A 12,593-nucleotide genomic window follows, 5' to 3' on the forward strand; every position below is an offset into this window, starting at 1 on the left:
AGCCCGTTCTGATTACCGGTTCGTAGCCTCGTGTACCGGCCTAAGATTCAACCCTATTCGGCTGCCACTGGCATCCGCGCCATTTCCATCTCTCTCAGTGCCCGGCGGTACTCGACCGGCATCACCTTGACGAACTTGGTACGGTAACCGGCCCAGTCATCGAGGATCGCCTTGGCACGCGGAGAGCCGGTGTATTTCAGATGGTTAGTAATGAGCTGAGACAGTCGCTCTTCGTCATGGCCGGACATGTCAGCGAGGATGTCGACGCGTCCCTTCGTCTCCAGGTCACCGTCCTGATGGAAGCGGCGCATGAGATCGTCCTCCTCCTCAACAGGCTCCAGATCGACCATGGAGAGGTTGCAGCGGGCGGAGAACGAGCCGTCCTCGTCGAGCACATAAGCAATGCCCCCCGACATGCCGGCCGCAAAGTTGCGTCCAGTTTCGCCGATCGACACGACGACACCGCCCGTCATGTACTCGCAGCCGTGGTCGCCCATGCCCTCGACCACCGCGATGGCGCCCGAATTGCGAACCGCGAAACGCTCACCGGCTGAACCACGGATGTAGGCCTCTCCTGCAATCGCTCCGTACAACACCGTGTTACCCGCCATGATCAGGTGTGAGCCCGGTGCCTTTAAGGCGTCGGATGGCCGGATGATTAGCTTGCCGCCGGACAGCCCCTTGCCGACATAGTCGTTGGCATGGCCCGTGAGCACGATGGTCACGCCGGCAGCCAGCCAGGCACCGAAGCTCTGGCCAGCAGTGCCGGCGAGTTCGACCCGGATCGTATCGTCTGGCAAGCCTTCGTGGCCATAGCGCTTAGCAACCATGCCGGAAAGCATGGCACCGGCCGTACGGTCCGAGTTCTTGATCACGTCCTGCACCACGACCGCCTCACCCCCGTCGAGAGCCGACTGAGCGCCAGCGATCAGACGACGGTCGAGAACCGTGTCAATCGGGTGCTTCTGCTTCTCGGTATGGCGAATGGCGACGTGCTCGGGCACCTCCGGACGGTGGAACAGCTTTGAAAAATCGAGGCCGCGCGCCTTCCAATGATTGATCACCTCCAGCGTGTCGAGGAAATCGGCCCGGCCGATGAGATCCTCGAGCTTGGTGAAGCCCATGGAGGCCATTAGTTCGCGCAGTTCCTCGGCTACGAAGAAGAAGTAGTTGATCACATGCTCGGGCGTTCCCTTGAAGCGCTTGCGCAGAACGGGATCCTGAGTCGCCACGCCAACCGGGCAGGTGTTCAAATGACACTTGCGCATCATGATGCAGCCGGCGGCAATCAGCGGAGCTGTCGAGAAGCCAAACTGATCGGCACCGAGCAACGCTGCGATGAGGACGTCCCGGCCCGTCCGGATGCCGCCATCGGCCTGGAGCACGACGCGCCCACGCAGATGGCTTAACACCAGAGTCTGCTGGGTCTCGGCAAGACCCGTCTCCCAGGGACCGCCCGCGTGCTTGATCGAAGTCAGGGGTGCGGCACCGGTACCGCCATCGAAGCCCGAGATTGTGATGTGGTCGGCTCTCGCCTTGGCGACGCCGGTAGCCACCGTGCCGACGCCGACTTCAGAGACGAGCTTCACCGAAACGTCCGCTTCGGGGTTCACGTTCTTCAGGTCGAAGATCAGCTGAGCCAGATCTTCGATCGAGTAGATGTCGTGGTGCGGCGGCGGTGAGATCAGGCCGACGCCAGGAGTGGCGTAGCGGACCTTGGCGATCTTGGCGTCGACCTTGTGACCGGGCAACTGACCGCCCTCACCGGGCTTGGCACCCTGAGCGACCTTAATCTGCATCATATCGGAATTGACGAGGTATTCCGTTGTGACGCCGAAGCGGCCTGAAGCCACCTGCTTGATGGCCGAACGGCGCGAGCGGCCGTCCGCCATCGGCTTGAAGCGCTCGACCTCCTCGCCGCCTTCTCCCGAGTTCGACCGGCCGCCGAACGAATTCACCGCAATAGCGAGGGTCTCGTGCGCCTCCTTCGAGATGGACCCGTAGGACATGGCACCGGTTGCGAAGCGCCTGACGATGTCGGCTGCTGGCTCGACCTGATCGATGTCCACCGGCGGCCGACCGAGTTCTGCCGCCTGCTTGATGCGGAACAGGCCGCGGATCGTCTTAAGGTGATTTTCTTGCTCGTTCACCAGCCGGGCATATTCGCGATAGCGATCGGGCAGGCCGAGGCGCACGGCATGCTGAAGGGTCGCGACCGAATCCGGAGTCCAGGTGTGGCTCTCGCCGCGCAAGCGGTAGGCATACTCGCCACCGACATCGAGGGCTGTGCGATAGATCGGCGAGTCACCGAAAGCATCGGTGTGACGCCGCGCAGTCTCTTGCGCGACCTCGGCCATGCCGATGCCCTCGATGGTCGTTGCCGTACCGAAGAAATCCCGCGCGACAAACGATGAGTTCAGACCGATGGCGTCAAATATCTGCGCACCGCAGTAGGACTGATAGGTCGAGATGCCCATCTTGGACATCACTTTCAGCAACCCCTTATCGATCGACTTGATGTAGCGATAGACAATCTCGTCGGGCGTGAGGTCCGGCGGGAACTCATCCTTCATCGCGATCAGCGTCTCGAAGGCGAGATAGGGGTTGATCGCCTCTGCGCCGTAGCCGGCAAGGCACGCGAAATGATGCACCTCCCGTGGCTCGCCCGATTCGATTACGAGTCCGACGGAGGTGCGAAGTCCCTTGCGGATCAGGTAGTTATGCACGGCGGCCGTTGCCAGGAGAGCCGGAATCGCAATGCGGTCGGGTCCTATGCCGCGGTCCGACAGAATGATGATGTTATAGCCACCACGCACGGCAACCTCAGCCCGATCGCATAGGCGGTCGACGGCACCCTCCATGGCTGCCGCGCCAGTCTCTGCCGGGAAAGTCATGTCGAGGGTCTTGGTGTCGAACCGATCCTCGAAATGGGAGATGGAGCGGATCTTCTCGAGGTCGCCATTGGTGAGAATTGGCTGGCGGACCTCGAGGCGCTTCTTGCGGGAGGCTCCCTCCATGTCGAGCAGGTTCGGACGCGGGCCGATGAACGAAACGAGGCTCATTACGGCCTCCTCGCGGATCGGGTCGATCGGCGGGTTGGTGACCTGCGCGAAGTTCTGCTTGAAGTACGAGTATAGCGACTTCGGCTTGTCCGACAGCGCCGAAAGCGGCGTATCGGTGCCCATGGAGCCCACTGCCTCTTGCCCGGTCACCGCCATGGGCGCCATGAGCAGCTTCAAGTCTTCCTGGCTATATCCGAAGGCTTGCTGGCGATCGAGGAGCGACACGTCCGAGCGCGACGCACGCGGGATGACCGGCTTCAAGTCCTCCAGGACAATTTGCGTGTTCTTCACCCACTCGGCATAGGGGTGTGCCGCTGCGAGCTCGCTCTTGATTTCCTCGTCCGAGACGATCCGGCCCTTCTCGAGGTCGATGAGCAGCATCCGGCCCGGCTGCAGGCGCCAGGACTCGACGATCTTATCGTCCGGGATCGGCAGCACGGCCATCTCGGAGGCGAGCACCACGAGGCCATCGTCGGTAACGAGGTAGCGGGCTGGGCGCAGACCATTGCGGTCGAGCGTAGCGCCGATTTGCCGGCCGTCGGTGAAGCATACGGCGGCCGGGCCGTCCCATGGCTCCATCAAAGCGGCGTGGTACTCGTAGAAGGCACGCCGCTCTTCGCTCATCAGCGGGTTGCCGGCCCAGGCCTCAGGGATGAGCATCATCATCGCGTGCGCGAGCGAGTACCCGCCCTGCACGAGGAACTCGAGAGCGTTGTCGAAACACGCGGTATCGGACTGACCCTCGTAGGAGATCGGCCAAAGCTTCGAGATGTCGTTGCCGAACAGCTCCGAATCGACGCTGGCCTGACGAGCCGCCATCCAGTTGACGTTGCCACGCAGGGTGTTGATCTCGCCATTATGCGCGACCATGCGGTAGGGATGCGAAAGGCGCCAAGTCGGAAAGGTGTTGGTCGCGAAGCGCTGGTGCACCAAGGCGAGCCCCGAGACGAAGCGCTCATCCTGAAGGTCGCGGTAATACTCGCCAAGCTGGTCGACCAGTACCATGCCTTTGTAGACGATGGTCCGGGTCGAGAGCGAAACCGGATAATAGGTGTTCGCGCGCTCGTCTTTCAGTCCGTAGACCTTGTTCGAGATGACCTTGCGAGCGGTGAACAGGCGGCGCTCAAAGGCGTCTTCCTCGGACACCGATGCGGGTCGGCCGATAAAAATTTGCCGGTGGCAAGGCTCGGTCTCTCTGACCATGACGCCGAGATCGCTTGGATCGACCGGTACATCGCGCCATCCGAGGAAAGGCAGGCCCTCGTCGCCGAGGGCCTTCTCCACGATGTCTTCGACCAGCGAACGCGCCTCCGCGTCCTTGGGCATGAAGAACTGACCGACGCCGTAGTGACCTGGCTCCGGGAGTGCGATGCCAAGGGCCTCGCACTCTGCCTTGAAGAAGGCGTGGGGGATCTGGACAAGGATGCCGCAGCCGTCGCCCATCTTTGGATCGGCACCAACGGCGCCACGATGGTCGAGGTTCTTCAGGATCTGCAGACCCTGCTGGACGATGGCGTGCGTGCGGCGGTCGTGCATGTCGGCAACAAAACCAACGCCGCACGCATCGCTTTCGCGGGCCGGATCATAGAGGCCCTGAGCTTTCGGCAGAGCAGTATCACGCACGATCAGCGGATTGGTACCGTCGCGGGTCGCAGGAACCGACGCCTGGAGTGCCCCGAACTCAGAAGATGCGACCACGTCCACCATCTCTCGCCTCCGACCTGCTCGCATGCGAGCATGTTTCATGCCCAAATCCTGAAAGGATCCGGGTTTCATCTCTCGACAGCGTCGGCTCTTGGCGGGTTCTTCGGTCAGGAAGCGCCCGCAACTCGCGGGCTCGACGCCGGCTTGATCTCAAGCCGTGCGGGCCCGGATCGCCGCGATGGCGACCGGCTTCGAATCTCGTTTGGTCGCCGGCAACGTCACCTGAGCGAGATCCTCACAGCCTTCCGGACAGGTATCCCGCCGGGAATGGGACAGCTCTACTGTCCTACCCGCAGAAAGTGACAGATTCTAAAGGCTCCAGCAAGAGCGCGTCCGTGCCCGCGCTGCGGTTTTCCAGCGCATGGTTCCCTGCGCGCGTCGGTGCCGCCATGCCGCTGTATACCACGATGATGACACGACCATTGCATCGTTGCGATCCCTGATCGGTGACGAGCCCGCAATCTTGCCCCAATCCGGCTGTCTACCCAATGGGCCGAGCACAAGCGGCATGCGGGGTTCCCTGGACCCTGGCGGATCGTGGAGCGGAGGACCTGCGCCAACAGCAGGCCTCCGAACCGACCTCACTCGGGATCTCAGATCGATGGTTTCGTCTCGCAGGACTTCCATGCGTGCATCCCCATCCCTGCGTGCTCGATTCGCGGGCCTGGCGATTCTCATCACGATAACGGGCGCCGACACGGCGCGGGCGCAATACGCCTATGAGCCCGACATTCTCCTGCCACCACGGGCCGTCGTCTGGCGCCTCAACGACCGCGGCTTCACGGCGGTGACGCGGCCGCGATTCGACGGGCAGGCGTATATCGTCGAAGCCTCGAATCCCTATGGCGACCGTTTGCGTCTGTTCGTCGACGCGCGGGACGGCCGGATTCTCGGACGGCAGCGTCTCGACATCGTCCCCGAAGCGCCCGCCCGAATCGTGCGCCGGACGCCGGGCTATGGCTGGACCGAGGAGGACGAGTCCCCCCGCCGCCCGATCCGGGAGGCCGAGCGGATCATTCCACCCGGGGATATCCCCTTCCCGCAGGAGTCGGCGCGTCGGCTGCGCCCCGATCCGGCCGAACGACAGCAGTCTATCCGACGGGCGCGACCCGAATCGGTGGACTCCAACATCATGGGCTTGAATCCCGATGCCCGTGGGTCCGAAGCGAAGCCGAAGTCCGAGGGTCCGCGACGGGTGGTGCGCCTGAGCCCTCCGCCCAAGGCCGCCGCTCCCGTCGCGATGCCGGACGCACCCAAGCTTTCGCCCAAGCTTTCGGAGGTGCCGCCGGCGGCGGCGAAAAACGAGCCGAAGTCGGACGGGGCTCCCGCATCAGCTGCAGCCACACCGCCCAAGGTCGAAGCACCCAGCAGCCTGACGCCGGCCTCCGTTCAGCCACCGCCGCCCGAGAAGCCGGTGGCGCAGAACTGGAAGGATGTTCCGTCGGACGCCAAGCGCCCGGTCCGGGTCATCGGTGGCGCGACGATCGTTCCCGGCACCACCGCCAAGGAGCCCGAATAGGCCCCAGGCCGACGGGACTCGAAACCCGCCAGCCTTCGGGAGCACGGACGCGAAGGGCTCAGCCGGCGTCGCTGGCGCCCGCTCCCTGCAGATGAGGGTCGCGGGTGCCCGCACGGACCGGGCTCTCGGCCTGTGGCGTATCCTGAAGAGCGCGCAGCGCGAGCGGGTCGAGTCCGCTCTCCGGCTTCGGGCCGAAGGCCTCGAGAGCGGCGCGCATCTTCGGCGTCCAGAACGCCACGATGTGCTTGTGAATGCCGGCGACCGCCTCCTCGTCCGGGTAGGACCGAAAGAAGGTGGCGATCTGGTTCGCCATGCGAACCAGCTTCTGGTCGGATGTCAGGGCGCTCATGGGGTCGGCAACTCTCTCGGGGGCACGGAATTCGGTGAGGGCTGGGATTCGCGAAGGAAAGAATGCGCGAAGGAACGAGATTCGCGCGCCTTCAGGGCAGCGTGGATAGGACGAGGCGTTCGCGGCCGGTGAACACCGTCAGCGTGTCGGAGCGGGCGATGGCGCAGAGCGTCATGCCGTGCAGGCGGGCGCGGTCGATGGCGAGAGAGGTCGGCGCCGAGATCGCCACCAGCACCGTGGCACCGAGACTCGCCGCCTTCTCCACCATCTCGAAGGAGCAGCGGCTTGTGATCACGATGAAGCCGTCCGCCGGATCAGTCCCCCGCTGCATCAGGGCGCCGATCAGCTTGTCGAGGCCGTTGTGGCGCCCGACATCCTCGCGGAGGGCCACGAGGGTGCCGTCGAGGTCGGCCCAGGCGGCCGCGTGAACCGCCCGGGTTTCCGCGTTCAGCACCTGCGCGTCGCCCATGGCCAGCAGCGCCCGCTGGATCGCCGCGATCGTGACCTGTCCGGCCCCGTGCAGAGGCGCATCAGCCTTCGGCAGCGAGGCCAGATCGTCGATCCCGCAGACGCCGCAGCCGGTACGTCCCGACATGGCGCGCTTGCGGGAGAGATGTTCGCGCAAGCGCCCGGGCACCAGGTCGACGAGAAGGCGCATTCCGCCTTCCGCCGTGTCCGCTTCGACCCGTACCGAGCGGATCTCGTCGGCCGAGGCGACGATGCCCTCGGTCAGGCTGAACCCGTAGGCGAAATCCACGAGGTCGGCCGGCGTCGTCATCATCACGGCATAGGGCACCGTGCCGTAGACGAGATTGACCGGCATCTCGACCGCGAGGGGACGGGTTCCGGTCCGGGGTTCCGGATCGTCGTAGGCGACGACCAGGGTAGGGACGCGCCGGGCAGTCTCGACCGGCACGTCCTCTTCGTTCGCCGTCAGGCCCTGCGGATCACTCGGCCGCATTCAGCTGGGTCGCAATCCGGGTCAACGAGAAGTCCTCCTCGAAGAATCGCGCCTGCCAATCGGACGGGCGATTCGTCCGCCGGATCTGGACCGCTGTGACCTTGTACTCGGGACAGTTGGTGGCCCAATCCGAGTAATCGGTGGTGATCACGTTGGCGCCGGTCTTGGCATGGTGGAAGGTCGTGTAGACGACGCCAGGCTGCATGCGCTCGGAGACGATGGCCTTTAGGGCGATATCGCCCGACCGGCTTTCGAGGGCGACGAGGTCGCCATCGACGATGCCCCGAACCTCGGCGTCAAAGGGGTGAATCTCCAGCACATCCTCCTCGTGCCAGCGCGAGTTCTCCGTCCGGCGGGTCTGCGCGCCGACATTGTACTGCGACAGGATGCGGCCCGTCGTCAGAATCAGGGGGAAGCGCGGTCCGGTCCGCTCCTCGGTGGGCACGTACTCGGTGATCATGAACTTGCCGAGACCGCGCACGAAGCGGTCCACATGCATCATCGGGGTCCCGCGCGGCGCGGCCTCGTTGCACGGCCACTGGATCGAGCCGAGTTCATCGATTTTGGCGAAGCTGACGCCGGAGAAGCTCGGCGTCAGGGACGCGATCTCGTCCATGATCTCGCTCGGGTGGCTGTAGTTCATCGGGTAGCCGAGAGCGTTGGAGAGCAGCATCGTGCCCTCCCAATCGCCGACGCCGGACAGCGGCGGCATCACCTTGCGCACGCGGGAGATGCGGCGCTCGGCATTGGTGAAGGTGCCATCCTTCTCCAGGAACGAAGCGCCCGGGAGGAAGACGTGCGCGTATTTCGCGGTCTCGTTCAGGAAGATGTCCTGGATGACGATGCACTCCATCGCCATCAGGCCCGCCGTCACATGGTGCGTGTCGGGGTCGGACTGGGCGATATCCTCGCCCTGGATGTACATGCCCTTGAAGGCGCCATCGACGGCCTCATCGAGCATGTTGGTGATGCGCAGGCCCGGATGCTGGTCGAGGGACACGCCCCAGAGCGCCTCGAAGGTCTCGCGGGTGGCATCGTCCGAGACGTGGCGGTATCCCGGCAGCTCGTGCGGGAACGAACCCATGTCGCAGGAGCCCTGGACATTGTTCTGGCCGCGGAGCGGGTTCACGCCGGCGCCCAGCATGCCGATGTTGCCGGTGGCCATGGCGATGTTGGCCATGCCCATGACCATGGTCGAACCCTGGCTGTGCTCGGTGACGCCGAGGCCATAATAGATGCCGGCGGCACCGCCCTTGGCATAGAGCCGGGCGGCGGCGCGCAGCTCGGCCGGATCGATGCCGGTATAGGTGGCCTGCGCCTCGGGGGAATGACGCTCGTCGGCCACGAAGCGCGCCCAGGCTTCGAAGTCGCCGAGATCGCACCGTTCACGGACATAGGCTTCGTCGACGAGGCCTTCGGTGACGATGACATGCGCCATCGAGTTGATGAAGGCGACGTTCGAACCCGGCTTCAGCGGCAGATGATAATCGGCCTTGATGTGAGGCGACTTCACCAGGTCGATCTTACGCGGATCGGCGACGATGAGCTTCGCACCCTCGCGAAGGCGCTTCTTCATGCGGGACGCGAAGACCGGGTGGCCGTCCGTCGGGTTCGCGCCGATGACCAGGATGACATCGGAATGCGCCACGGACGCGAAGTCCTGGGTGCCGGCCGAAGTTCCGAGCGTCGACATCAGGCCGTAGCCGGTCGGCGAGTGGCAGACGCGGGCGCAGGTGTCGACGTTGTTGTTGCCGAAGGCCGCGCGGACCAGCTTCTGAACGAGGTAGGCTTCCTCGTTGGTGCAGCGGGACGAGGTGATGCCGCCAACCGAATCCTTACCGTACTTGGCCTGGATGCGCTTGAACTCGGACGCCGCGCGATCGATCGCGACCTCCCAGGAGACTTCCTGCCAGGGGTCCGTGATCTTGTCGCGGATCATCGGCTTGGTGATGCGGTCCTTGTGGGTGGCGTAGCCGTAGGCGAACCGGCCCTTCACACAGGAATGGCCCTCGTTCGCCTTGCCGCCCTTGTAGGGCACCATGCGGACGATGCGGGTGCCCTGCATCTCGGCCTTGAACGAGCAGCCGACGCCGCAATAGGCGCAGGTGGTGATCTCCGAGTGGTCCGGCTGACCGTGCTCGATGATCGACTTCTCCTGGAGGGTCGCGGTCGGGCAGGCCTGGACGCAGGCGCCGCAGGAGACGCATTCCGAGTTGAAGAAATCGGTCGGGCCGGCGGCGACGCGGCTGTCGAAGCCGCGCCCCGAGATCGTCAGCGCGAAGGTGCCCTGCGTCTCTTCGCAGGCACGGACGCAGCGATTGCAGACGATGCACTTCGACGGGTCGTAGGTGAAGTACGGGTTGGACGCGTCCTTCGGCAGGTACTGCTCGGAGGTCGGCTTGACGTGGTTGGCCCCGTCATAGCCGTAGCGCACGTCCCGCAGGCCGACCGCGCCGGCCATGTCCTGCAACTCGCAGTCGCCGTTGGCGGCGCAGGTCAGGCAGTCCAGGGGGTGATCGGAGATGTAGAGCTCCATCACGCCCTTGCGGAGCTTGGCCAGCTTGTCCGTCTGGGTCGAGACCACCATGCCGTTCTCGGCCGGCGTCGTGCACGAGGCCGGCGTGCCACGCCGTCCCTCGATCTCCACGAGGCAGAGACGGCAGGAGCCGAAGGCCTCAAGCGAATCGGTAGCACAGAGCTTGGGGATCTGGGTGCCGGCATGCATGGCGGCCGCCATCACGGACGTGCCCGCCGGTACCGTCACGCTCATCCCGTCGATGGTGAGCGTCACGGTCTGCTCGTTCACCCGGATCGGGGTGCCGTAGTCGATCTCTTTGATGAGGGCCATGGATCGCGCCTCCTTATTCGGCGGCGACGGACATCGGTCCGCGCTGCTGGAAATCCTCGGGGAAGTGGGTGATCGCGCTCATGACGGGCATTGGCGTCAGACCGCCCATGGCGCACAGCGAACCGTCGGTCATCACATCGCAGAGGTCGGCGACCACAGCGAGGTTCTCGGTCGGCCGGATTCCGGCGATGACCTTGTCCATGGTCTCGACGCCGCGGGTCGCGCCGATGCGGCAGGGCGTGCACTTGCCGCACGATTCGACCGCGCAGAACTCGAAGGCGAAGCGGGCCTGCTTGGCCATGTCCACGGTGTCGTCGAACACCACGATGCCGCCGTGTCCGACGAGGCCCTTGTTCGCCGCCATCGCCTCGTAATCGAGCGGCGTGTCGAGCAGGTGGTCGGGGAAGTAGGCCCCGAGCGGGCCACCAACCTGCACGGCGCGGACCGGACGGCCGCTCTGCGTACCGCCGCCGAAATCCTCGATGATCTCACGCAGCGTGATGCCGAACGCGTACTCGATCAGGCCGCCATGCTTGATGTTGCCGGCGAGCTGGATCGCAAGCGTGCCGAGGGAGCGGCCCATGCCGTACTCCGCATAGGCCTTGGCGCCGTGCTCCAGGATGTAGGGCACCGCCGTGAAGGTCATCACGTTGTTGACGAGGGTCGGCTGGCCGAGAAAGCCCTTCAGAGCCGGAATGGGCGGCTTGGCGCGGACGATGCCGCGACGGCCTTCCAGGCTCTCCAGCAGCGACGTCTCCTCCCCGCAGATATAGGCCCCCGCCCCGAGACGGACTTCCAGGTGGAAGGCCTTTCCCGAGTTCATGACGTTGTCGCCCAGGAATCCGGCCTTGATCCCGTTGGCGATCGCCTCCTTGAGGGTCGCGAAGGCCTGGGGATACTCGGAGCGCAGATAGATGTAGCCGCGGGTGGCCCCGGTCGCGATCCCCGCGATGGTCATGCCCTCGATGAGATTGAAGGGATCGCCCTCCATCATCATCCGGTCCGCGAATGTGCCGGAATCGCCCTCGTCGGCGTTGCAGACCACGTATTTCTGGTGCGATTGCGCCAGCATCACCGTGTTCCACTTGATGCCGGCGGGGAAGCCCGCGCCGCCGCGTCCACGCAAACCGGATTCCCGCACCTCGGCGACGATGCCGGCCGCATCGAGCTTCAGCGCGGCTTCCAGGCCCTTGTAACCGCCATGCGCCCGATAGTCGTCGACCGAGACCGGATCGACCACGCCGCAGCGCTGGAAGGTGAGACGATGCTGGCGGGCCAGATAGGGGATCTTCTCCGGGTCGCCCAGGCGAAGCGCATGGTCGCCGCCGGTCGCCAGCCCGGCATCCAGCAGAGCGTCGACATCGGAAACCGTGACCGGCCCGTACGCAACCCGGCCCTCGTCGGTCGCGACTTCGACCATCGGCTCGAGCCAGAGCAGCCCGCGCGAGCCGGTCCGCACGATGGTGACGTCGAGGCCGCGGCGTTCGGCGCCGGCGAAGATCGCGCGCGCGACCCGATTGGCGCCCAGACCGAGCGCGACCGCATCCCGCGGAACGTAGATCGTGATGCTCACGACTTCACCTCCGTGAGAGCAGCTTCGAGGGAATCGGCCGTCAGCCGGGCGACCGGCTCATCGTCGACCAAAGCGCCCGGACCGTTGGCGCAGAGGCCGAGGCAATAGACCGGCTCGACGGTGATCTGTCCGTCCGGGGTGGTCCCGTGCCAGTCGATCCCGAGCCGCCCGAGGATCTCCGCGTGCAGCGCGTCCGATCCCATCGCCTGGCAGGCTTCGGCCCGACACAGCTTCACCTGGTGTCGCCCGGCCGGCGCTCTGCGGAAATCATGATAGAAGGTGATGCAGCCGTGGACTTCCGCGCGCGACAGATTCAAAGCGTCCGCAATCAGCGGAACCGCCCCTTCGTCGACGTAGCCGAAAGTTTCCTGCAAGGCGTGCAGGATGGGGAGCGTCGCACCCTCGAGGTGGACATGTTCGGCGATTATCCCGGCGGCGCGGGGCTCGCTCCAGGGCTCGTTCGGCACCATTGTTCCTACCCAGACTTATCTTGTTCTGGTTCCAAGGTGGTATATCGCCACCCGAGGATCAATCGCCCTGTTCGGTCGGCCGACAACGATTTTTTGTCAGAAACCGA

The 12,593-nt window shown here is 64.9% G+C and carries 7 protein-coding genes; 1 reads left to right on the forward strand and 6 read right to left on the reverse strand.

The genetic code is table 11. The annotated features are described in order from the left end of the window. Positions 1 to 53: 53 nt before the first annotated feature. Positions 54 to 4,769: a glutamate synthase large subunit gene (gene gltB, locus ACV7NL_RS22335; protein ID WP_463356917.1), complete on the reverse strand. Its 4,716-nt coding sequence runs from the start codon at positions 4,767 to 4,769 to the stop codon at positions 54 to 56. 622 nt (positions 4,770 to 5,391) lie between these two features. Between gltB and ACV7NL_RS22340 the strand changes: the two genes are divergently transcribed. Then, complete coding sequence (locus ACV7NL_RS22340; protein WP_463356918.1) at positions 5,392 to 6,285, forward strand: hypothetical protein; 894 nt, start codon at positions 5,392 to 5,394, stop codon at positions 6,283 to 6,285. A gap of 58 nt (positions 6,286 to 6,343) precedes the next feature. Here ACV7NL_RS22340 and ACV7NL_RS22345 read toward each other — a convergent pair whose 3' ends face one another. The 5 genes from ACV7NL_RS22345 to ACV7NL_RS22365 form a co-directional block, all read right to left on the reverse strand. Continuing rightward, positions 6,344 to 6,634 (reverse strand): formate dehydrogenase subunit delta, encoded by a 291-nt coding sequence (locus ACV7NL_RS22345; protein WP_056188332.1) that lies wholly within the window; start codon positions 6,632 to 6,634, stop codon positions 6,344 to 6,346. Between the two features lie 91 nt (positions 6,635 to 6,725). Then, a complete protein-coding gene (gene fdhD / locus ACV7NL_RS22350; RefSeq protein WP_463356919.1) occupies positions 6,726 to 7,595 on the reverse strand; it encodes a formate dehydrogenase accessory sulfurtransferase FdhD in 870 nt (289 codons plus the stop codon). After that, positions 7,582 to 10,443, reverse strand: coding sequence for a formate dehydrogenase subunit alpha (fdhF, locus tag ACV7NL_RS22355; RefSeq protein ID WP_056188338.1), 2,862 nt, complete (start codon positions 10,441 to 10,443; stop codon positions 7,582 to 7,584). Before fdhF ends, fdhD begins: the two co-directional genes overlap by 14 nt. 13 nt (positions 10,444 to 10,456) lie before the next feature. Then, positions 10,457 to 12,016, reverse strand: coding sequence for a formate dehydrogenase beta subunit (locus tag ACV7NL_RS22360; RefSeq protein WP_056188341.1), 1,560 nt, complete (start codon positions 12,014 to 12,016; stop codon positions 10,457 to 10,459). After that, positions 12,013 to 12,486, reverse strand: a complete 474-nt coding sequence (locus ACV7NL_RS22365; protein ID WP_056188344.1) for a formate dehydrogenase subunit gamma — start codon at positions 12,484 to 12,486, stop codon at positions 12,013 to 12,015. Before ACV7NL_RS22365 ends, ACV7NL_RS22360 begins: the two co-directional genes overlap by 4 nt. Positions 12,487 to 12,593 lie beyond the last annotated feature (107 nt).

The organism is Methylobacterium sp. Ger2507 (genome assembly GCF_055231875.1).

Bases quoted from the DNA above. Each gene is read 5' to 3' on its own strand.
- gltB (WP_463356917.1), bottom strand. From the start codon at position 4,769: ATGGTGGACGTGGTCGCATCTTCTGAGTTCGGGGCACTCCAGGCGTCG.
- ACV7NL_RS22340 (WP_463356918.1), top strand. From the start codon at position 5,392: ATGCGTGCATCCCCATCCCTGCGTGCTCGATTCGCGGGCCTGGCGATT.
- ACV7NL_RS22345 (WP_056188332.1), bottom strand. From the start codon at position 6,634: ATGAGCGCCCTGACATCCGACCAGAAGCTGGTTCGCATGGCGAACCAG.
- fdhD (WP_463356919.1), bottom strand. From the start codon at position 7,595: ATGCGGCCGAGTGATCCGCAGGGCCTGACGGCGAACGAAGAGGACGTG.
- fdhF (WP_056188338.1), bottom strand. From the start codon at position 10,443: ATGGCCCTCATCAAAGAGATCGACTACGGCACCCCGATCCGGGTGAAC.
- ACV7NL_RS22365 (WP_056188344.1), bottom strand. From the start codon at position 12,486: ATGGTGCCGAACGAGCCCTGGAGCGAGCCCCGCGCCGCCGGGATAATC.